This window comes from Sphingomonas aurantiaca, from assembly GCF_003050705.1.
Classification (GTDB): domain Bacteria; phylum Pseudomonadota; class Alphaproteobacteria; order Sphingomonadales; family Sphingomonadaceae; genus Sphingomonas; species Sphingomonas aurantiaca.
In genome coordinates, this window is record NZ_QAOG01000009.1 from 42308 (window position 1) to 60845 (window position 18538).

General features: G+C 66.3%; 17 protein-coding genes. 4 read left to right on the plus strand and 13 right to left on the minus strand.

All coding sequences use genetic code 11. The features are described 5' to 3' along the window. Nucleotides 1-3: 3 nt before the first annotated feature. The 7 genes from C8J26_RS19250 to C8J26_RS19280 all read right to left on the minus strand — a co-directional run bounded on the left by C8J26_RS19250 (nt 4) and on the right by C8J26_RS19280 (nt 6890). Nucleotides 4-1020 (minus strand): rhamnan synthesis F family protein, encoded by a 1017-nt coding sequence (locus C8J26_RS19250; RefSeq protein WP_107959960.1) that lies wholly within the window; start codon nt 1018-1020, stop codon nt 4-6. A gap of 62 nt (nt 1021-1082) precedes the next feature. Continuing rightward, nucleotides 1083-2180, minus strand: coding sequence for a glycosyltransferase family 4 protein (locus tag C8J26_RS19255; protein WP_107959962.1), 1098 nt, complete (start codon nt 2178-2180; stop codon nt 1083-1085). Nucleotides 2181-2220: 40 nt separating this feature from the next. Beyond that, complete coding sequence (gene rfbA / locus C8J26_RS19260) at nt 2221-3093, minus strand: glucose-1-phosphate thymidylyltransferase RfbA (RefSeq protein WP_107959964.1); 873 nt, start codon at nt 3091-3093, stop codon at nt 2221-2223. Further along, entirely contained in the window at nt 3090-4031 is a 942-nt protein-coding gene (gene rfbD / locus C8J26_RS19265; RefSeq protein WP_208631476.1) for a dTDP-4-dehydrorhamnose reductase, read from the minus strand. Before rfbD ends, rfbA begins: the two co-directional genes overlap by 4 nt. Further along, nucleotides 4028-5083, minus strand: a complete 1056-nt coding sequence (rfbB, locus tag C8J26_RS19270; RefSeq protein ID WP_107959968.1) for a dTDP-glucose 4,6-dehydratase — start codon at nt 5081-5083, stop codon at nt 4028-4030. The genes rfbD and rfbB overlap by 4 nt, the downstream gene beginning before the upstream one ends. A gap of 11 nt (nt 5084-5094) precedes the next feature. Next, on the minus strand, nt 5095-5664 hold the full coding sequence (gene rfbC / locus C8J26_RS19275) for a dTDP-4-dehydrorhamnose 3,5-epimerase (RefSeq protein ID WP_056420738.1): 570 nt from the start codon (nt 5662-5664) through the stop codon (nt 5095-5097). A gap of 137 nt (nt 5665-5801) precedes the next feature. Continuing rightward, on the minus strand, nt 5802-6890 hold the full coding sequence (locus C8J26_RS19280; protein ID WP_107959970.1) for an acyltransferase family protein: 1089 nt from the start codon (nt 6888-6890) through the stop codon (nt 5802-5804). Nucleotides 6891-7045: 155 nt separating this feature from the next. Between C8J26_RS19280 and C8J26_RS19285 the strand changes: the two genes are divergently transcribed. Beyond that, the gene (locus C8J26_RS19285; protein WP_107959972.1) at nt 7046-8197 is read left to right on the plus strand and encodes a glycosyltransferase family 4 protein; all 1152 of its coding nucleotides are present in this window, start codon (nt 7046-7048) and stop codon (nt 8195-8197) included. Nucleotides 8198-8208: 11 nt separating this feature from the next. On the opposite strand, the gene C8J26_RS19290 is transcribed toward C8J26_RS19285, so the two are convergent. Beyond that, the gene (locus C8J26_RS19290; protein ID WP_107959975.1) at nt 8209-9657 is read right to left on the minus strand and encodes an oligosaccharide flippase family protein; all 1449 of its coding nucleotides are present in this window, start codon (nt 9655-9657) and stop codon (nt 8209-8211) included. 9 nt (nt 9658-9666) lie between these two features. Next, nucleotides 9667-11037 carry a glycosyltransferase gene (locus C8J26_RS19295; RefSeq protein WP_107959977.1) on the minus strand — a complete coding sequence of 457 codons (1371 nt, stop codon included), beginning with the start codon at nt 11035-11037 and terminating at the stop codon, nt 9667-9669. Nucleotides 11038-11285: 248 nt separating this feature from the next. On the opposite strand from C8J26_RS19295, the gene gmd reads away from it, so the two are divergent. Together gmd and C8J26_RS19305 are read left to right on the plus strand one after the other, a co-directional pair. Next, nucleotides 11286-12323: a GDP-mannose 4,6-dehydratase gene (gene gmd / locus C8J26_RS19300; RefSeq protein ID WP_107959979.1), complete on the plus strand. Its 1038-nt coding sequence runs from the start codon at nt 11286-11288 to the stop codon at nt 12321-12323. Beyond that, a complete protein-coding gene (locus tag C8J26_RS19305) occupies nt 12323-13174 on the plus strand; it encodes a GDP-mannose 4,6-dehydratase (protein ID WP_107959981.1) in 852 nt (283 codons plus the stop codon). The genes gmd and C8J26_RS19305 overlap by 1 nt, the downstream gene beginning before the upstream one ends. A gap of 84 nt (nt 13175-13258) precedes the next feature. On the opposite strand, the gene C8J26_RS19310 is transcribed toward C8J26_RS19305, so the two are convergent. From C8J26_RS19310 to C8J26_RS19325, 4 genes are all read right to left on the minus strand, one after another. After that, nucleotides 13259-13525 carry a ribbon-helix-helix domain-containing protein gene (locus C8J26_RS19310; protein ID WP_056420759.1) on the minus strand — a complete coding sequence of 89 codons (267 nt, stop codon included), beginning with the start codon at nt 13523-13525 and terminating at the stop codon, nt 13259-13261. Further along, complete coding sequence (parA, locus tag C8J26_RS19315; protein WP_107959983.1) at nt 13522-14202, minus strand: ParA family partition ATPase; 681 nt, start codon at nt 14200-14202, stop codon at nt 13522-13524. The genes C8J26_RS19310 and parA overlap by 4 nt, the downstream gene beginning before the upstream one ends. A 299-nt stretch (nt 14203-14501) precedes the next feature. Then, on the minus strand, nt 14502-15281 hold the full coding sequence (locus tag C8J26_RS19320; RefSeq protein WP_107959985.1) for a helix-turn-helix domain-containing protein: 780 nt from the start codon (nt 15279-15281) through the stop codon (nt 14502-14504). 414 nt (nt 15282-15695) lie between these two features. Further along, nucleotides 15696-16769 carry a replication initiator protein A gene (locus C8J26_RS19325; protein ID WP_107959987.1) on the minus strand — a complete coding sequence of 358 codons (1074 nt, stop codon included), beginning with the start codon at nt 16767-16769 and terminating at the stop codon, nt 15696-15698. 350 nt (nt 16770-17119) lie between these two features. On the opposite strand from C8J26_RS19325, the gene C8J26_RS21010 reads away from it, so the two are divergent. After that, nucleotides 17120-18397 (plus strand): sugar transferase, encoded by a 1278-nt coding sequence (locus C8J26_RS21010; protein WP_107959990.1) that lies wholly within the window; start codon nt 17120-17122, stop codon nt 18395-18397. Nucleotides 18398-18538 lie beyond the last annotated feature (141 nt).

An 18538-nucleotide genomic window follows, 5' to 3' on the forward strand; every position in this document is an offset into this window, starting at 1 on the left:
TCGCTATGGCGTTCGCCGGCGCAGGCGGCGCACCGATTTGCGCACGACCTTGCCGGCGGTCTCGATCAGCAAATAGCCGGCCTTGTTGACCGCGGCTGCGATCGGCCGGCCCGTCAAGCGATGGTCGCGCACGACAAAGTCCTGCATCTCGGGCCAGTAGGTCGGGTAGCGATCGACCGACCAGACGAGCCGCTCCCGAAGGCTGCCCGCCCGTGCTTGAGGGAACCGACGAAGATCGCGGGCGATGGCCTCTGCCAGCACTGGATTGCGCGGTTCGACGATCGCACGCCAGCGCGCGGCCGATCCGACCCGCACCGGATCGAAGCGCAAGAGATCAACCTTGATGAACGGCATCTTCTGCTGCTCGATCAGGTATCGCCAGATCAGATGGGTGGGATTGATCGGCCGATTCCGGACGATCGGCCCCGCAGAGCCAAGGTCGTACGCCGCATGCCGCGTGAAGGGGGCGGTGTCTAGGGTGCGGGTCAGACCGACTTCTCGCGCAAGTATGATGGCGTCCTTGTCGAGCGCGGGATCGACCGGCGCGGCCATGAAATCGCGGAACGTCGCCGATGTGTAGACGGCGGGCCGCAACAGCAGGAACCAGCTCTGGAGATGCGGCGCATGCTCGCGGCTCTCGATCGCGCCATAGACGTCGGCGGGTACCGCGGTCAGCCGGTCGATAAAGGCCGAAAGCGAGGTGACCGGCGCATAGACGCTGTCGTTGGCGAGCAGCAGGAACTCGGCCTCGAGCGGCAGGAACCGGCGCATCGCCTCGCCCCAGCCCCCGAAATCGAGCCCTTCGTTCGCGCGCATCACCAGCGTGTGGCAATGCCCGCGCAACCGCGCCTGCGCCGCCTCGTCGAGCGTCGCGCTCGACAGGACGACGACCGAGAACCCCGCCTCGGCAAGCGCATCCAGATAGAGAAGCACATGATCGGCGACCTCGCCGAACCGATCATAATGCGCAAAGAAGCAGACCCGCCGTGCGTGCCGCAGATCCGATGCGGCCGTCGTCATGTCGCGCGCTCCTTACTCTTCCCGCCGGACGTCCGCCCTGCCGCGTGGCCGGACCGGATAGGTCAGCGCCGGAGACACCGCAAGTCGGGCACCGCGCTCAGCAGCGCCGCATCGAACTGCCGACCGACCGTCTCGGCGCTGTAGCGATCGAGCACGTCTTGCCGAGCAGCCGAGCCCGCGAGTGCCGCACCCTGCGTCCCGATCGCCGCGAAGGCCGAAGCCCAGGCGGCATCATCGCCCAGCGTCACGAAGACCGCGGCCTCGCCCAGCACTTCGCGGTGGACCGGGATATCGGACACGATCGGCAGCGTCCCGCGCGCCAGCGCCTCGAGCGGCGGCAGGCCGAACCCCTCGATCGTCGAGGGATACAGCAGCGCCGCGGCCTGGCGGTAGAGCAGGTCGAGATCCGCCTCGGCGACGAACGGGAGAAACTCGACCTTGTCGTCGAGCCGCAGGTCGCGGACCCGCGCCCGGATCCGGTCGCCATAATAGCCGGTCGCGCCGACGATCTTGAGCACGTACCGGTCCGACCACAAGGCCGCGACGTCGAGGATCGCCTCGATATTCTTGTGCGGCAGGTGACAGCCGACCACGAGGAGGAAGTCGCGCTTGTCCTCCGCGCGCGCGACCTGCACGCCCCGGCAATCGAAGGTATTGGGCACGACGAAGACCTTGCCCGCGTCGACGTCGAAGAACTGGAGCACCTCGCGCCTGGTGAACTCCGAGACCACGAACACAGCGCGCGACCGCGCGATAAGGCGCGGCATCACCGACCGGAAGAACCGGGTCTGGCGCGGGAAATTCTCCGGATAGTGAAGCCCGATCAGATCGTGGATCGTGACGATCTGGTTCTTCGTGTTGAAGAAGCCGTGATGCGTCGGACTATAGACGAAGTCGTCCTTCCTGAACGGCCCCTTCAGATAAAAGGCCTGGCGCCGGGCGAGGTTGAGCAGATGCGCAAACCGCGATCGCGCCTTCTTCCCGATCGCGACCGCGCCGGGAACCGCGATCCGCTCCACGCCGTCGGGCAGCGCGAGATGCGGCGGCGCGAGCACGCTGCAGGCGTAATGGCGCACAATATGGTCGCAGATGCGGGTCGCATAGCTCCCCAGCCCGGTCGGATGCGCCGCCACGCTGGACATATTGACGACGAACCTCACCGGTTCGCGCCGGACATGCTAGCGGGCGTCGGCATCGGTGTCAGCGCGGCGTATCGACGGCGTTGAGAATCGCGCGGCCATAAGCGGTCTTCTTGAACATCTCACCACGCGCCCGCGCCTGGTCCGCGGTGATGAAGCCCTGTTCGAACGCGATCTCCTCGAGGCAGGCGACCTGGATGCCCTGGCGGTGCTGGATGGTGCGGACGAACTCGCTCGCTTCGAGCAAGGAGTCGTGCGTGCCGGTGTCGAGCCAGGCATAGCCGCGGCCCATCTGTTCGACGAACAGATCGCCCGCATCCATGTAGAGGCGGTTGAGGTCGGTGATCTCGAGTTCGCCGCGCGGCGATGGCTTGAGGTCGCGCGCAAATTGCACGACGCGGTTGTCGTAGAAATACAGGCCCGTGACCGCATGGTGCGACTTGGGCTTTGCCGGCTTTTCCTCGAGGCTGACCGCCTTGCCGCCTTCGCCGAACTCGACCACGCCGTAGCGTTCGGGATCCTCGACGCGGTAGGAGAACACCGTCGCGCCGCCCTTGCGCGCGACCGCGCTCGCCAGCAGATCGGTCAGATGCGCGCCGAAGAAGATGTTGTCGCCGAGCACGAGCGCGACATCGTCGTCGCCGATGAAGTCCGCGCCGATCGTGAACGCCTGGGCGAGGCCCTCAGGGCGGGGCTGTTCGGCATAGGAGATCGCCAGGCCGAATGCCGACCCGTCGTCGAACAGGCGACGGTAATTGTCGATATATTCGGGGCTCGAGATGATCAGGATGTCGCGGATGCCCGCGAGCATCAGCACCGACAGCGGATAATAGATCATCGGCTTGTCGTAGACCGGCAGCAGCTGCTTGTTCACGGCGAGCGTTGCCGGATGGAGCCGCGTGCCCGATCCGCCGGCGAGAATGATGCCCTTCATTGGGAGATGTCCTTCTTGGGGGCCCCGAGCAGTTCGTCGAGGATATTGCCGAGCGCGGTCTGCCACGCGGGCGGATGGATGCCATAGTCGCGCGTGATCGCGTCATGGCTGAGCAACGAGTTTGCCGGGCGCGTCGCAGGCGTCGGGTATTCGCTGGTCGGGATGCCGTCGACCTCGGCACTCGCGCCGCCCCGCGCGGCACTCTGCGCGAAGATCTCGCGTGCGAAGCCGGCCCAGGTGACCGCGCCGGCGTTGCTGAAATGATAGATGCCGGTGGGCGCGGCGGGATCCTCGACGAGGCGCATCGCGATCGTCGCGAGCGCCGCGGCGAGATCGGCCGCGGACGTCGGGCTGCCATGCTGGTCGTCGACCACGCGCAGGCGCGGATTGGTCGCGCCGACGCGGAGCATCGTCTTCACGAAGTTGTTGCCGTGCGCGCTGACCACCCAGGCGGTCCGGACGATCGCGTGGCGCGCGCCCGAGGTCCGTACCGCGAGCTCGCCGCCAAGCTTGGAGGCGCCGTACACGCCGAGCGGCGCGACCGGATCGGTGACGTCCCATGCGCCCTCGCGCGCGCCGTCGAAGACGTAATCGGTCGAGACCTGGACGATCGGGATCGCCGCCTTTGCGCACGCCTCGGCAAACGCCGCGGGCGCCATCGCGTTGACCGCCCAGGCGGTGACGATGTCGCTCTCCGCCTTGTCGACCGCGGTATAGGCGCCGGCCGAGATCACCGCGGCCCAGGGCGTGCCGTCATGGCCGCCCGCGACCATCGCGGCGATCGCCGCGGTATCGCGCAGGTCGAGCTCGTCGATGTCGATCGCGGTGACCGCCCAGCCCTCGGGCCAGGCATAGCGCCTGAGCTCGGTGCCGAGCTGCCCGTTCCCGCCGGTGACGAGGACGTGCTTCATACGGCCGGTTGCGGAAGCATCGCTCATACCGACAGCCCGCGACGCTGGTCGGCCTTGTGCTCGGCGACGATCGCCTGCCACCAGTCCTGGTTGTCGAGATACCAGGCGACGGTCTTCTCGATGCCCGTCTCGAACGTCTCGGCGGGCTCCCAGCCGAGCTCGTCCTTGATCCGGGTCGCGTCGATCGCATAGCGCTTGTCGTGGCCGGGGCGGTCGGCGACATAGGTAATCTGCGTCGCGTAAGGCTGGCCATCGGCGCGCGGGCGGAGGCGATCGAGGATCGTGCAGACGGTCTTCACGACCTCGAGATTCTGCTTCTCGTTGTTTCCGCCGACATTGTAGGTCCGGCCGGGCTCGCCCTTTTCGAACACCGCGTGCAGCGCGCGGACATGATCCTCGACATACAGCCAGTCGCGGACCTGGTCGCCCTTGCCGTAGACGGGCAGGTCGGCGCCCGCGAGCGCCTTGACGATCATCAGCGGGATCAGCTTTTCGGGGAAGTGATACGGCCCGTAATTGTTCGAGCAGTTGGTGATCAGCACGGGCAGGCCAAAGGTGTGGCCCCAGGCGCTGACGAGATGGTCCGACCCCGCCTTCGACGCCGAATAGGGCGAACGCGGATCATAGGGCGTCTCTTCGGTGAACAGCCCGGTGTCGCCGAGCGAGCCGTACACCTCGTCGGTCGAGATGTGGTGGAAGCGGAACGCCGCCTTCGCCGCGTCGCCGAGCGACAGCCAATAGGCGCGTGCCTCGCTCAGCATCGTGAAGGTGCCGACGACGTTGGTCTGGACGAACGCGCCGGGGCCGTCGATCGAGCGATCGACATGGCTCTCGGCGGCGAGATGCGTGATCACGTCGGGCTTGAACTCGGCGATCGCGGCGCGGACCGCGTCCGCATCGCAGATGTCGCCCTGGACGAAGCGGTAGCGGTTCGAACTCGCGACGCGTTCGACGGTCGTCAGCGTGCCCGCATAGGTCAGCTTGTCGAAGTTGAGCACTTCATGGTCGGTGTTTTCCATCAGGTGGCGGACAAGGGCCGAACCGATGAAGCCGGCCCCGCCGGTGACGAAAATACGCATGGGTCTGTCCTTCAGGCGAGTGGCGCGAGCGGGCGGCCGTCATAGGGAAAGGGGCTGTCGAAATCGGCGAGCAACGGCTGGACCTGGTCCTTGGCCGACAATTCGGGGAGCGTGCCGGCGGGCATCGGCCAGTCGATGCCGATCGCGGGATCATCCCAGCGGACGCCGCCATCGCTGTCGGGTGCGTAGGTGTCGGAGCATTTATACGTCACTTCGCAATCGGGCTCGAGCGTCACGAAGCCGTGCGCGAACCCGATCGGGATGAAGAGCTGGTGGCCGTTCTCGGCGGACAGTTCGGCACCGACCCAGTCGCCATAGGTGGGCGAATCCTTGCGGATATCGACTGCGACGTCGAAGATCCGGCCACGCACGCAGCGCACCAGCTTGTCCTGCCCGCGCGGCGGGGTCTGGAAATGCAGACCGCGCAGCGTGAAGGCGGGAACCGACAACGAGTGGTTGTCCTGGACGAAGGTGCAGGTGATGCCGAGCTTTTCGAAGGCGGGGACCGAATAGACTTCGGTAAACCAGCCACGCGGATCACCGAAGCGGCGAGGCTGTATCAATTGGACGGGGGACTGCATGGCCGCGGGATAGGTCCTCGCCCGCCCGCCTGCAACGATAGATTGGCGTTGCCGCGCATCTTGGCGGCACGTCGTGGTTCGCGAGGCCGGACCCGTACAATACTGGCGGCGCAATCCCGCCGGACAGCGGCGTTGCGCTAGAGCGGACGGGTCGTCGCGTCCGCCTTCTGGTCGCGCGACAGGGGCAGCAGGCGGTGCGCGATCGCGCGGCGGGTCATCCAGTCGCGCAACGGGCCGTCATAGAAGCGATCGACGAGTGCGCAGCCGAGAAGGAAGATCGCGATCGTCGCCCAGCCGGCGAGCTGGACGCCGGGCCCGGACAGCAGCTTGGGCAGCGTGAGGATGACGATGCCGACGGGATATTGCAGGACATAGACGGGGTAGGACAGCCGTCCCAGCACGCGGAAGACACGCCGGGTCCGATCCCCGTTCGGCTCCATATAGGCGCCGGCCGCGACGAGTGCCGGGAACAGCGCGACGATGACCAGCCATTGCCCCCAGACGCCGACCGGCAGGACGAGCGCGGTGGCGAGCACCGCCAGGATCACGAGCGGACCAAGCGCGCCGTCGCGGCTTTGGTCGGCACGGCTGGTCCGCGCGATGAGGACGCCGCAGAAAAAGGCGAAGGTGACCCGCAAAAGGCCGCCAAGCGCTTCCCCCTGCATCGCGCCCAGTTCGAGAGTCCCGCCGGTCGCGACCAGGATCGCGAGGCCGGTGGCCGCCAGCACGACGATCGCGATCAGTTTGCGGATCGAGAGATAGGGCAGGACGAGCGCATAGACCAGATTGGCGAGCAGCTCGAACACCAGCGACCAGCCGGGCGGGTTGAGCGGAACGAGATAGCCGATATCGACCCAGCGAAACGCCGGCACGAACAGGAGATTGGGAAGCGTCGCCGCGATATCCATCAGCGTCACGTCATGCCGCCAGACGTGCAGGGACAGCAGGAACCCCAGCCCTGCCAGGCAGCCGAGCGCGTAGATCGGCCATAGCCTGATGAACCGCACCAGCATGAAGCGCCCGGCGGACATGTGCGTCGCCAGGCGCGCGGCATAGGCGCGATCGACGACCAGCCCACTGAGCATGAAGAACATGTCGACCGCCAACCAGCCATGCCGGGGCCAGAACGCCCCCGACAAGAGCGGGTTATGGTACAGGACGACCAGCAGAGCGGCCAATCCGCGCAACCCGTCCAGCGTGGTGTATATGCGCCGGCCGGAAGACATGCGCAGCCCTCTACGGTGCGGATCGGTCGGCAGCAACCCGGTTGCTTGGTTCGATTTCGGCTTCCGTGCGTCGTACAAAACGACCAATTGGCCCGCGACGGACCCGCGCCGCCCGCGTTGCGCGTTAGGTCCTCGGTGAACCTGAAGGAACGTGCATGCCTGCTGCCCCCGTCGCCAGCGACGCCCCCGTTGCCAGCAAGGGCGCGATCCGGATCGCGATCGACGTCCGTCCGCTGAGCGGCGCGCCGTGCGGCTATACGATCTATCTGTGCTCGGTGATCGAATGCCTGCGCAAGGCCGATTTCGCGCTTACGCTGCTCAGCAACCAGCCGCTGCTGCCGCATTATACCGAGGTCGCGGGCCTCGACGTGCGGGTGTTCGGCGACCAGGGGCCGCTGCGCTGGGAACAGCGCGCGCTGCCGCGTCATCTCGCCGACAGCGACTATGACGTGTATTTCACCGGCGCCAATCGCGGCATCCCGCTGCGCAAGGCCGGGCATGTCCGCTACGTGCTGGGGCTGCTCGACGTCATTCCCTACCTGTTCTTTCGCCACTATCATCTGCGCCACTGGAAAAGGCTGTTGCGGCATCCATCGGCCAATGCCGAGACCGTGGCGCAGCTGATCGCGGTCGCGCGGGCGGATGCGATCCTGACGATCTCGCAACAGAGCGCGATCGACATCCGCCGGGTCTTCCATCGCCGCGACGTCACCGCGTGCCTGATCCGGTTGAAGGATGTCGACCGGCAGGCGCCGGTCGCGCCGCGCGACCAGTTCGTCTATGTCGGGGGCGTCGATTTCCGCAAGAAGGTCGATGTCCTGCTCGAGGGCTTTGCCCGGTTCGTGCGCGACCACCCGGACTATCGGCTCGTGCTGGTCGGCTCGAACTATGCCGCGCTGCAGCCGCAGATCGACGCGCTCGCGCTCGGCGACCGCGTGGTCCTGACCGGCTATGTCGACCACGACACCAAGTTCCGCATCCTGAGCGAGAGCCGGGCGATGGTCTATCCGTCGCTCTACGAAGGCTATGGCATGGCGATCGCCGAGGGATTCCAGGCCGGCATCCCGGTGATCGCCGGGTTCGGGGGATCGCAGGCCGAAGTCGGCGGTCGCGGCGCGCGGCTGATCGACCCGTCATCGGCGGAGGATATCGCCGCGGCGATGACCGAGATGCTCGATCCGGCGACGCGCGCGGAGTGGGTCGAGCAGGGCCAGGAACAGCTCGAGCGCCTCACCGACCCTGCGATCGAGACCATGCTGATCGACTATTTCGCCGAGCAGGGACGGCTGGCCCGACAGCGATCCTAGCCGCGCGGGCGTCAGACGACGGCGCGGGTCTTGCGAAACCGCCGCCACACGATGAGCATCTCGTCGTGCAGCGGATGCCGCATGACGATGATCGTGCCGAACCACAAGGCGATGCCGAGGATCCCGACCCCCGCCACGACCGGCAGCGGCGTGCGCGGCGACCAGTCGTAGACGATCATCGTCACCAGCGCGGGCAGCACCGCCATGACCGTCAGGATGCCGCTGTCGCGGTAAACCTTCGGGATCGCGTAGCGGTCGAGCTGCGCGAGACGCCGGACATGCGGATAATAGAGGACGAGACCGATCAGCGCGTCGACGATCTTGGCGAGCGCCGCGGCGAGGATGCTGAACAGACAGCCGATCACGAAGATCGGCACGCCCAGCACCAGCCGCGCGACCTCGTAGCGCGCCTGGCGCCCGGTCTCGCCGCGCAGCACGAACAGCTCCCAGTTCATCCCGAACGCCACGCCGAAGAACTGCGCGACCAGCAGCGCCGAGAGCGGCAGCGCAGCGGGCAGCCACTGCGCGCCGTACAGGATGAAGATCACCGGGCGCGACAGGATGGCGAGACCGATCAGGAACGGCCACATGAACGCGGTGATCATCGCGAAACTGCGCAGATAGGTGCCCCGCCAGTCGCCGCCCTCGCGATAATCCTTCGAGAGCTGGACGAACACGACGCGCGTGACGGTGCCGTACAGATTCTCGAAGATGATCCCCGACAGATTCGACGCGCGGCCATAGAGACCCAGCGCCGCCACGCCGAGGATCCGGCCGAGCAGCAGGTCAGACAACTTGCCGGTGATCATCGCCACGCCGCTGACCGACATCATCTGCAGGCCGAAGGTCGTGATCGGCCGCCACTGCGCGAGCGACACGCGGAACCCGATATGATGGCGGCCGAAGATCTGCGTCAGCACCGTCACTGCGACCCCCGCGACGAGCGCCGCATAGGCCGGGCTCATATAGCTCGCGCCGAGCAGCGCGAAGGTGATCGTCGCGCTGGTCTGGACGATGATGTTCGTCAGGCTGATGATCGACAGCTGCTTGAACTGCATCTCGCGCTGCAGCATCGCCGAGGGCCTGAAATTGACGATCGCCAGCAGGTTGCTGAGCGCCACGACCCGGAGCACGCTGCCCGCCTGCGGCGCCCCCAATAGCGGCCCGGTCGCAAAGCTCAGCCCCGCCAGCAGCAGCGTGAGCGACACGATGAGGATCGCGTTGACGGTGAACGCGGCTTCGAGCGTCTCGGTCGGGAGTTCAGCCTCGCGGACGATGAACGAGGCGATCCCGAAGGTCGTGAAGACCTGGATGAGCCCCAGCGCGGCCATCGCGATCGCGTAGATGCCGACCTCGCGCGGCGACAACAGTCTGGAAACGACGATCAGGCCACCAAACTGGACCACGAACGCGATGAACTGGCCCGAAAAGGTCCAGGCGAGGGAACGACGCACTGACATGATCGCGCCTTAGCGGATCGATTGTGAAAAAGGCACGCCCTGCGCATCGCGCGGCCGATCGCCCTGCCGCAGAACGTCGTGGAGGACGGTATCGAACGCCTGTTGCGAGAAGCAGCGAGTCACATGCGCGGTGCCGGAATCGCGCGCGGCCTGCCACGCGGCCTGATCGGTATAGAGGCGCGCGCAGTCTTCCGCGAACTGTCGTGCGCCGGCGTCCCCTGCTTGCCTATCCGCGGGTACGTCGTGCGGCTGGCCTGTCTCAGGCTGAGCTGTCTCGGGCTGGGGTGGGTCTAGCGCCAGCTGGTCTGCCAGCAGCGGCGTGACGACGCAGGGAATCCCCTCCCCCATCGCCTCCACGACCTTGAGCGGGATACCCGCGGCGTAGCGGGTGGGGGCGACGAAGACCCGGCAGCGATCATAGAGCGGCCGAAGATCCTCGACCACGCCGTGCAGCACGACGCGGTCGGAGGCGAGCGCCTCGATCTCCGCGGATTCCACGCGGCCGACGACGTGCAGCCGGTAGCCGGTGCCGATGAGAGAATCGAGAACGGGCATCACCGCGGTAAGAAACCAGGTGACCGAATCGATGTTGGGCGACTGGGACGACGATCCGGTCAGCCGGCCGACGAACAGGAAATCCTGCCGGTCGCCGAACGGTGCGGTGCCGGCGCGGATGGCGACGGGATGCGGCAGGACGAAGACCGGCGCGTCGAGCACGGACCGGATCGTCGCTGCATCCCCCTCGCCCACCGCGGTCACCGCGTCGGCGGTGCGCGCGACCGCAAGCTCGTCGGCGATCGCGGCCTGATAGTCCTGGTCCGACCAGCGCGTGTCGAACAGCGCCCGCCGACGCGCCTCGCGCGGGGCCAGCACGGCTTCGGCATCGTAGACGACCTGAGCGGATCGCCGCCCCGCCCTGCCCCCCGCCTTGGCCCCCGCCTGCCAGCCCGCCTGCACGAACGCCGCCATCGGCATCGGCCGGCTGATGAACAGCGAATCGACATCCGCGCCGTGCGTCCAGAGCAGACGGCGCAAGCCCCGCGCGCCCGCGCCCGGATGAAACAGCACCGCGCCTGCGAACGCCGTCGTCATCCGATCGATATCGGCCGGCGACGATCGCATCGGATAGAAACTGACGCGATGCCCCGCCGCCACCAGAGACTGCACGATCGCGAAGGCGCGCGGATAGCCCGCCCCGAACAGCGGGTCGGGCACGAGATCGTCGATCATCAGGACGTGCTTTTGCGCGCCCGCTTGTCCGCCACGGGCGGGACGCGCGCGTTTGCGCACCACGCCACGATACGCCGCCCTGGCATAGGCCAGGACGTCCTTGACGCCCTCGACCATGGTCGCCCGCCCCAGCCTTGCCTTCACGCTCATCGAAATTGCCCTGGCCGATGCCTCTGTCGATCGTCCCGGATCGTCGAGCCGATCGCGCACGGCGATCGCCCCGGTCCGGACCGATGGCGGCGTCTATCGCAGGACTTGCGCGGGAACCAGCCCGCGTCTGCGGACGGGACCAACCGCGCGCACGTTCTGGATATTCGCAACACCAGCCTCTAAGCGGTGCGTATCCAACCCTTTTCAGTATCGCTGCCCGTTCGGTCGGGCCGTCAGCAGGAACATATATGACGAAATCTGCCATTGTCACCGGGATCAGCGGCCAGGACGGCGCCTATCTGGCCGAGAACCTCCTCGACCGGGGCTATACGGTGTTCGGCACCTATCGGCGCACAAGCTCGGTCAATTTCTGGCGGATCGACGAGCTGGGGATCACCAACCACCCCAATCTCAAGCTCGTCGAATATGACCTGACCGACATGGGATCCGCCATCCGCCTGATCGAAGCCTCCGAGGCGACAGAGATCTACAACCTGGCGGCGCAGAGCTTTGTCGGCGTCTCGTTCGACCAGCCGATCACCACCGGGCAGATCACCGGGCTGGGTGCTGCGTATCTGCTCGAGGCGATCCGCACGGTGAACCGCGACATCCGCTTCTACCAGGCCTCCACCTCGGAGATGTTCGGCAAGGTCCAGGCGATCCCGCAGCGCGAGGATACTCCCTTCTATCCGCGCAGCCCGTACGGCGTCGCCAAGCTCTATGCGCATTGGCTGACGGTGAACTACCGCGAAAGCTTCGGGATCTTCGGCACCAGCGGCATCCTGTTCAATCACGAATCGCCGCTGCGCGGGCGTGAGTTCGTCACCCGCAAGATCACCGATACGGTCGCCAAGATCGCCCAGGGCAAGGCCGATATCCTCGAGCTCGGCAATCTCGATGCCAAGCGCGACTGGGGCTATGCCAAGGATTATGTCGAGGGCATGCGGCTGATGCTGCAGCACGACATTCCCGATACCTTCGTGCTGGCGACCAACCGGACCGAGACGGTGCGGACCTTTGTCGAGCTCGCCTTCGGCCAGGTCGGGATCGCGCTCGACTGGTCGGGTGCCGACGAGCAGGAGATCGGTCGCGATCGCAAGGACGGCCGTACGCTGGTCCGGATCAACCCCGAATTCTATCGCCCGGCCGAGGTCGAGCTGCTGATCGGCGACGCGAGCAAGGCGCGCGACGATCTGGGCTGGGAGCCCGCAGTGCAGCTCGAGGAACTCGCTGCGCTGATGGTCGAGGCCGACATGCGCCGCAACGCGGCCGGCTGGTCGTTCTGATGCGCGTGGCGTTGACGGGAGCCGATGGCTTTACCGGGCGGTTCGTGGCCGATGCACTCGCAGCCAAGGGCGTCGCGTGCATCGCGCTGTCGGCCGACCTGTGCGATCCGGCCGCGGTCGAGCGTGCCGTCGACGCCACCGACTTCGACCGGGTCATCCATCTGGCGGCACGCGCGTTCGTCGACGTGGCCGACTGGCGCGCCTTCTACGCGGTCAACCAGATCGGCACGTTCAACCTGCTCGATGCGGTCGCGCGCCGCAAACCCGGTGCGCGCTGCGTGCTGGCGAGCAGTGCGCAGGTCTATGGCCCCGGCGCGCAGGGCCTGATCGACGAGCAGGCCGCCACCTATCCGGCCAATCACTATGCGATCAGCAAGCGCGCGATGGAACTGGGGGCCGCGCTGTGGAAGGACCGGCTCGACATCGTCGTCGCCAGGCCGTTCAACTATACCGGCGTGGGGCAGGCGACGCAGTATCTGGTGCCCAAGCTGGTCGATCATTTCCGGCGCCGGGCGCCGGTCATCGAACTCGGCAACAGCTGGGTCAAACGCGATTTCGGCGATGTCCGTTCGGTCGCGCAGGCCTATGCCGGGCTGGTGCTGGAGGCCGATGTCCCGCCGGTGGTCAACATCTGCACCGGCACCGTCTCGTCGATCGACGAGATCCTGGCGATGCTGACCACGCTGAGCGGCCATAGCGTCGAGGTGCGGACCAATCTGGCGTTCGTCCGCGCCAACGACGTTCCCGTGCTGGGCGGGGATGCGACGGTGTTGCGCGGCGCGGTGCCGGGCTGGGCGCCGCGGCCGCTGATCGATACGCTGGCGTGGATGTACGGGCACGCCGCTGACTGATTTGCGCGGTTGATTGGGCCGGTTGAGTTAGGGGCCTGATCCGCGCGCACCCTCGCAGGTGCAGCACGGGTCCGGCGTTCTTCGTCAGTCGCCGATCGGGCTCTCGCCGTGTTTGCGCAGCACGTCGTTGAACGCCTCGGCCATCAACGCCTGGAGGCTGCGGCCCTGACGCCTGGCGAGCGTGTGCATCGCAAACGACATTTCGGGGCTGAAGAAACCGGCGACCTGCTTGCGGCCCTGGCGGCTGGCGGGACCGGTGGTGGCGCCCTGCCCGCCGACCGGCGCCGGCGACGCGGCGGGTTCGGCGATCGTACGGTCGCGCAGATTGGCGAACGAAGGTTTGCGGCTCATGCGGCGAGTTTTCCATTTCGAGCAGGTTTCTTGGCGGGTTTCTTGGCGGGTGTCGACATGCCGACCTGTCGGCATGTCCACTCGTAGAAGTGTCGGATATCTTCCGCTGCCTTGCCGCTGGGCTCGAACTCCATGACGGTGCGTCCCTCGGCACTTGCATGCCGGAAGGCGGCGCGGTCGGGGATCTGGACGGGACAGGCGGGTGTCCCGAACCCCATGACGAGCTCGCCCGCCTCCTGATACATACGCGGCGCGTTGGGCGAGCCCGCAGTGAACACGACGAAGGCGGGCTTGCGCAGCAGCTGGACCAGTTTGGCGGTCGTCTGGATCGCCGACAGATCGAACGCGCTCGGCCGGCACGGGATCAGCACCAGATCGGCGATCTCGACCGCGGCGCGCGCGGCGGTGTCGGCATGCGGCGGCGTATCGATGACGATGAAATCCGCCCCCTGCCCTTTCGCCTGCGCGACCTTGGCGGCGAGCCGTGGCGGCGGGCTGTCGATGACTTCGGGGGGCGCATCCTGGCGCCAAGCGGCCCATTGGCTCGCGGTCGCCTGCGGGTCGGTATCGATGATGAGCGCCACGCGACCCGCATCATGCGCGGCCGCGGCAAGATGCAGCGCGAGCGTGGTCTTGCCGGCCCCACCCTTCTGGCTGATGATGGCGATAGTCGTCATGTCGAGCTCCCTACATGTCTACATGACGTCACCGACTCGGTTTTGGCAAGCGTAAAAGCCGTTTTGCCGACAAACCGCGCTGGGATCGGGGTGCGAGTCCTTGCCTGTCGACATAGCGACGTGTCGACACAGCAGCTCTGGAGAACCGCCCTATCCGCTTGCTCCAGCCAGGGAGCATGTGACGGCGTAGCCGGCACTCCGCGGTTTCCCCCTAGTTGCCTATCGTGTGTGTTTTGCATTTTTTCCGAGGTTAGCGATCTGTCAGCCGACTAGGCTGTCTTCAAAGATCCTTGTTCATATTACTGAGTAAGCGGTTGAGGATGGTTTTGAGACTCGCGCTCTAAGCGGTCGATGCCGGCGCCGAGCTTGGCGAGCATCCTGCCCAGCGCGCCGCCTACGGTGACGGTGGCGAGGTCGCGGCAGGAGAGCCCCGCGATCATGGCCGCCATCGCATCGCGCTGATCAGCCTCGTGCTGGACGCTGTCGTCGGGGCGGGGCGCGGGGCGCATCCAGCGGGGCAGATAGGCGAGCACGCACTGTGGAAGGATCGGGCGGTACACGTTCGAGGTCTGTCGGTAGCGCGGGCCAGGGCCCTCGGCCTCAACGCGCTTGAACCGGCGCTGGCGGACGAGAAACCCGAGCGCCTCGAGGCTATGCAACGCGCGGGCGATCGTGGCGCGGCCGAGGCTGGTCGCGTCGGAGAGGTGGTCGTAGCTCGGAAAGACCTGGCCGCGGTTGAGCCGCGCAAGCGTGAGGATCTCCTCGTACACGCGCACCGCCGCGGCCGTCAGCGCGGCGATCCGCCGCTCGACCGCGCTCAGCGTGCGCGCGCCGCTCCGCGCCTCGCGGCGCAGCTGGCGACCGGCATCGAGCGTGCGCCGCGCGATCCGCAGCAGCTTGTCGGTCTCGCCCTTGGCGGGGACCGTGAAGAACATGGCCTCGAACGTCCCCGCCTCGATGCTGTCGCGCAGCACGGGCGCGCCGGTGCGATGCGGCGTCTTCGGCCGCGCAGACGGGCCGCGCGCCGTCATCGTGCCAAGCGCCCGCATGGTCGCCTGACCCAAGGTCAAAACCGTCATCTTCCATCCCCCATCGGGGGCTGGGACCAGGGCAAAAAGGGGCGTGGCGCGAAACGCGCATCCTTGAACCGCAAGACGATCCAGGCTATATGAAGAGAGCTTGTTGAGCTCCGGAATCGACGTTTGGCGACGTCGCTTCAATCTAACCTTGGGATGCCCGGCCTCGTGCCGGGCTTTCCTTTATGGGGTCACAGCCACTCCATCATCGATCGCGCCGACACCAGCGCCGACATGGACCGATTTTTGCAGCAATTCACGCGAAGCGAAAGCGTTTGCGGTTCGTGCTTTCGAGTATCAATTACGAATTACTTTACATTTCCGCGGCGGAACTTCGTGCTTTCGAGTATCAATTCATCGCCGCGTTCGTGCTTTCGAGTAGAAATTCGCACGAAACTTCGTGCTTTCGAGTATCAATTAAATCGCGTCATCCGAATCGGGATTTCCTGATTCGTCCGAAGACTGCGGCGCTGCCCGCGTTGGCGATTGCGACGGCGACGGCGACGGCGACTGCGACTGCGATGGGGCGGATGCTTCGGCGGTCGACAGCACCATGCGCGACAGCGACGACGAGACTCCATCGGTCAGCTGTGCCGGACGCCGGGTGATCACCACGCGGACCGGGTTGGTCCTGCGGCCGCGCCTGACCGTGTCGATCGCGTCGGGATCGGCGAGCGTCTCGACCAGTTCGAGGCGATAGTCGGGGATCGTATCGGCGGCGACGATCTGCCGCAGCGCAGCACGGAAATTGGCGAGCGGATTCTGATAGCCGATCTGCAACCGGAACGTCGCCAGATCGATCTCGAACCCGTCGCCCTCAGCGGTCGAGCGCGCGACTTCGTAGATCCGCCGCTCGATCGGCCCCAGTTGAAAATAGGTCGCCGCATAGTCGAGCACATGCCGGTCGAGCAAAATCGCACGGAACAGCCAGTCACAAAGCCGAACCTTGACGGCCTTCAGGCGTCGTTCGCCGGCGCGCGTCTTGGTGTAGTGCAGCTTTGCCTCCGACAACCAGGAGAAGAAGCCCTCCTCACCTTCGCCGCCCGCCTCGATATTGGTCTTGATCTGCGTCCCCTGCAGCCGCTCGAGCGCCTCGGACAGCCGGCCATAGGAGCGCGCGCTGTGATTGCTGCCGGTCACGCTGAACAGATCATGCGCGGTGAACACGAAATCCTGCGCGACATCGTCCCCCGCCTCGAGCTTGGCCGCCATCAGGCTGGCGATGTAGAGCACGATCTCCTTGTCGTAGATCGTCGCCACCCCGCCCGCGCTCGGCCGGACCTCGATCGTGACGGTATCGGTCTGATAGCTCAGCGGCTTCATCCAGGCATTCTTGCTGAGCGCGAAAAACGGAAACGCCATCAGCGACCGCTCGCCGCGGATCTCGCCGTATAGCGGGCTGTCGAGCAGGAACAGGTCTCCCTGGGGGATCCGGGAGGGCAGGATCGGCTTGCCGTCCTTGGGGCGTTTTACAGGGGGTGTTCGGGTCATCCGCCTTTCCTACTCGAAAGCACGAACTTTTGGCATCCCGCCTCGTGGCGAACGGGGTCAATGCGCTGTTTCTACCATGCAATTCGTGCTTTCGAGTAGAAATTGCTCAGGCCGGCATCCTGATGCCCGCACCCGCCATCTCACCCTCCTGAAAACCGCCGCGCCCTGCCCACGCAAGGGGTGAAATCTCGTCAATATGCGCTTAAGGACTGGAAACTCGGTATCTTTCAGCTCTGCTGCCGAAATATGGGTAGTGACACGCGCGTATGGCGACCAAACACGACGAATTAAGGCAGACGACCTGGCATGCGCCGGCGTCCGTTCTCCGGCTGCGCTCTATCGGGTGTCTAATGCTCGGGGACATCATCGCGATCATATCCGGGTTCCTGCTGACCTGGCTTGGCCGCCCCGATTTCGTCGTCAGCCGGACGCCGCTGTTCATGATCGTGCTCGTGCCGGTCTATCTGGTCGTCGCCTCCAGCGTCGATGCGTTCGACACGCGCAGCCTGCGCGACCCGGTCATCGCGATCAAGAAGAGCTGGTACGCGCTGGCGGTCACGCTCGCGCTGCTGGTGATCGCGGCCTTTTACCTGCGCTCGGTGCAGGATTTCTCGCGCGCGATGATCGGGTTCGGGTCCGCCTTCGCCTTTGCGCTGACGGGGGTCGCGCGATGGCTGCTGATCCCCCGCCTCCCCCAGATCGTCGGCGGCAACCCGTTCAGCATCGCGCTGATCCGCGATGGCATGGCGCCGATACCCGCTGGCGACTTCTCGATCACGCTGACCGGATTCACGCTCGATTCCGAGAATCACGACCCGGTCATGTACGACAAGCTCGCCATGGCGCTCTCGGCGATGGATCGGGTGGTCGTCGCCTGTCCGCCCGAGCGGCGCCAGGCCTGGGCGCGCGCGTTGCGCGGTGCCAATATCCAGGGCGAGATCGACATGCCCGAACTCGCCGTGCTGCGCCCGCGCGGCATCGGTCCCGACCATGCCGCACCCTCGCTGATCGTCGCGATCGGGCCGCTCAACCTGGTCGATCGGATCATCAAGCGACTCTTCGATATCGCCGTGGCGGGAACCGCGCTGGTGCTGCTGGCGCCGGTGATGGCGGCGATCGCGCTGTGGGTGCGATCCGACAGCCCCGGGCCGGTGCTGTTCGAACAGATCCGGATCGGCCGTGCCAACCGCATGTTCCGGATGTTCAAGTTCCGCAGCATGAAGACGGGCGACCATAGCGGCCATCGTTCCACCGCGCGCGACGATGATCGTGTCACGCGGTGCGGGCGTTTCATCCGCCGGACGTCGCTCGACGAACTCCCCCAGCTCTTCAACGTGCTGGGCGGCAGCATGAGCATCGTCGGGCCGCGCCCTCACGCGTTGGGGTCGCGCGCGAACGACAAGCTGTTCTGGGAGGTCGACGACCGCTATTGGGACCGCCACGCCGCCAAGCCCGGCCTGACCGGGCTCGCGCAGATCCGCGGTTATCGCGGCGCGACGCTATTCGAGGACGATCTGCGCAACCGAGTCGATGCCGATCTCGAATATCTGACCGACTGGACGATCTGGCGCGATCTGAAGATCATCTTCCTGACCGTCCGCGTGCTCTGGCATCGCAACGCCTATTAGGGGTCGCCCCGCCAAGGCTAGCCAAGGCGGGCGTCGGCATCATGTCGACATGCCTACAGCGCGACACGTCGGCCGCGCCTGGGCGTTGAGCGCCCAGCCGGTAGTGGCCAGCCCGTTACTGGCCAGCCGCTACCGGCCGGC

Coding starts and splice junctions, on each gene's coding strand:
- C8J26_RS19250 (WP_107959960.1), bottom strand. CDS start 1,020: ATGACGACGGCCGCATCGGATCTGCGGCACGCACGGCGGGTCTGCTTC.
- rfbA (WP_107959964.1), bottom strand. CDS start 3,093: ATGAAGGGCATCATTCTCGCCGGCGGATCGGGCACGCGGCTCCATCCG.
- rfbD (WP_208631476.1), bottom strand. CDS start 4,031: ATGAGCGATGCTTCCGCAACCGGCCGTATGAAGCACGTCCTCGTCACC.
- rfbB (WP_107959968.1), bottom strand. CDS start 5,083: ATGCGTATTTTCGTCACCGGCGGGGCCGGCTTCATCGGTTCGGCCCTT.
- rfbC (WP_056420738.1), bottom strand. CDS start 5,664: ATGCAGTCCCCCGTCCAATTGATACAGCCTCGCCGCTTCGGTGATCCG.
- C8J26_RS19280 (WP_107959970.1), bottom strand. CDS start 6,890: ATGTCTTCCGGCCGGCGCATATACACCACGCTGGACGGGTTGCGCGGA.
- C8J26_RS19285 (WP_107959972.1), top strand. CDS start 7,046: ATGCCTGCTGCCCCCGTCGCCAGCGACGCCCCCGTTGCCAGCAAGGGC.
- C8J26_RS19290 (WP_107959975.1), bottom strand. CDS start 9,657: ATGTCAGTGCGTCGTTCCCTCGCCTGGACCTTTTCGGGCCAGTTCATC.
- C8J26_RS19295 (WP_107959977.1), bottom strand. CDS start 11,037: ATGAGCGTGAAGGCAAGGCTGGGGCGGGCGACCATGGTCGAGGGCGTC.
- gmd (WP_107959979.1), top strand. CDS start 11,286: ATGACGAAATCTGCCATTGTCACCGGGATCAGCGGCCAGGACGGCGCC.
- C8J26_RS19305 (WP_107959981.1), top strand. CDS start 12,323: ATGCGCGTGGCGTTGACGGGAGCCGATGGCTTTACCGGGCGGTTCGTG.
- C8J26_RS19310 (WP_056420759.1), bottom strand. CDS start 13,525: ATGAGCCGCAAACCTTCGTTCGCCAATCTGCGCGACCGTACGATCGCC.
- parA (WP_107959983.1), bottom strand. CDS start 14,202: ATGACGACTATCGCCATCATCAGCCAGAAGGGTGGGGCCGGCAAGACC.
- C8J26_RS19320 (WP_107959985.1), bottom strand. CDS start 15,281: ATGACGGTTTTGACCTTGGGTCAGGCGACCATGCGGGCGCTTGGCACG.
- C8J26_RS19325 (WP_107959987.1), bottom strand. CDS start 16,769: ATGACCCGAACACCCCCTGTAAAACGCCCCAAGGACGGCAAGCCGATC.
- C8J26_RS21010 (WP_107959990.1), top strand. CDS start 17,120: ATGCTCGGGGACATCATCGCGATCATATCCGGGTTCCTGCTGACCTGG.